Annotated in this window: 2 protein-coding genes and 1 pseudogene; 2 read left to right on the top strand and 1 reads right to left on the bottom strand. The window is 70.4% G+C overall.

Annotated features, from left to right (window positions below; genetic code table 11):
* The first annotated feature begins 297 nt into the window (after positions 1-297).
* Positions 298-759, top strand: a complete 462-nt coding sequence (locus AB2L27_RS20105; protein ID WP_370443267.1) for a GNAT family N-acetyltransferase — start codon at positions 298-300, stop codon at positions 757-759.
* An 11-nt stretch (positions 760-770) separates the two neighbouring features.
* A complete protein-coding gene (locus AB2L27_RS20100; protein ID WP_370443266.1) occupies positions 771-1,286 on the top strand; it encodes a GNAT family N-acetyltransferase in 516 nt (171 codons plus the stop codon).
* Between the two features lie 75 nt (positions 1,287-1,361).
* Here the strand turns inward: AB2L27_RS20100 and AB2L27_RS20095 are convergent.
* Positions 1,362-1,543: pseudogene (locus AB2L27_RS20095) on the bottom strand (tyrosine-type recombinase/integrase); the annotation flags it as partial.

The raw sequence follows: 1,543 nt of genomic DNA, 5'->3' as shown, positions 1-1,543 counted from the left end.
CCAGCCCGGCCGGCGCCGCGCAGAGCTCGGTGGAGGTGAACTCCGACCTCACGATGCAGGCCTTGACGGCCTGACCGCACGAAGCATCACGAGGAAACCGTCGTACACCACCTCTGGGGACTTGACCGCCGCCGCCCACCCGGGCCGGCCCCGACGTCACGGTCACGGACGTCGCGCTCATGCTTGATATGTGGGTGATCGGGGGCCACTCTCCGGTCTGAGCTCACCCGAGCTCAAGTCCTCAACGTGGAGGCACCCTCATGACCGCACCCGACCTGCGCCTTGTCGCGAGACACCATGACCGGTGAAGAAGCCCGCACCGTCGCAGCCTGGAACTACCCAGCCCCCTTCGACCTCTACGACGTCGACCCCGACAACACAGCCCTGTTCACCGACCGCGACGAGACCGGCCACGGCTACTACCCAGCCTTGGACCAGCATGGGGCGGTCGTCGCCTTCTGCGTCCTGGGCCCTGAAGCCCGCGTCCGCGGCCAGCACCCCCACGACCACGTCCTCGACGTCGGCCTGGGCGTGCGCCCGGACCTGGTCAGCCGCGGCCTGGCCTCCGACCTGCTACCGCAGGTCGCCACCCTGGCTCGCGACCTCTTCCAACCCAGCCAGCTGCGCACCGCAGTGGCCACCTTCAACGAACGCTCCCTGGCCCTGTGCCGCAAAGCCGGCTTCACCGCCGTGCGCGACTTCACCGGCCCCGCCGGGCGGACCTTCCGCGAGCTCGTCCGCCCCCTGGACTCTCAGTGACCGAACCCGCGATGACCGCACCCGTCCTGTCGATCCGGCCCGTGCAGGTCGAGCAGGAGTGGGACGTCCTGGCCTGGCTGTGGCAGTGCTTCCGCCACGACCTGGCCCTCACCGTCGCCGCCCTGCCCTACGCCGACGGGCGCTACCAGACCCAGGACCTGCCCCGCGCGTCCGGCGAGGATCACGTCGCGTACCTGGCCTGGCGGGCGCACCCCAGGACCGGTGAGCAGGCCCCCGTCGGCTTCGCCGTGGTGGACGGGCTCACCGGCCGGCGCCGGAACCTGGCGGCGTTGTGGATCGCCCCCGTCGTCCGCCGCGAGGGACTGGGCCAGCACCTCGCCCTCGACGTCCTGGGCCGGCACCACGGGCCGTGGTCGATCGCCTTCCAGCACGACAACCCCGCCGCCGGACGCTTCTGGCGCACGGTGGCCGACCTCGTCTTCGGCCCCGGTGCATGGGATGAGCAAGAACGCCCTGTCCCGCACCGACCCGACGTCCCACCCGACCACTGGCTCGAGTCGCGGTAGAGGTCACTGTCATCCCATGGTGCGCGCGGAGCGCACGGTCATCCCGCTTATGTGGGTGATCGGCGTCAAGGGGGGTCAGGATGCGGACTGGTCGAGGTCGCTGAGCAGGCCCGCGAAGAGCTGCTGACGACCCGTTTGATCATGCTCGGCGGCGTGATCGTGCTGGGCCTGCAGGGTCGGGCGGAAGGCAATCGAGGTCTGGAAGAAGGTGCAGGTCTCGCAGACCGACTCGAAGGTGCAGTCCAACGCCGGGGGTC

This window comes from Kineococcus halophytocola (assembly GCF_041276425.1).
Taxonomy (GTDB): Bacteria; Actinomycetota; Actinomycetes; order Actinomycetales; family Kineococcaceae; genus Kineococcus; species Kineococcus halophytocola.
Note: the sequence above shows the minus strand (reverse complement) of the source record. Positions and strands in the feature narration are given on the sequence as shown.

Coding starts and splice junctions, on each gene's coding strand:
- AB2L27_RS20105 (WP_370443267.1), top strand. CDS start 298: ATGACCGGTGAAGAAGCCCGCACCGTCGCAGCCTGGAACTACCCAGCC.
- AB2L27_RS20100 (WP_370443266.1), top strand. CDS start 771: ATGACCGCACCCGTCCTGTCGATCCGGCCCGTGCAGGTCGAGCAGGAG.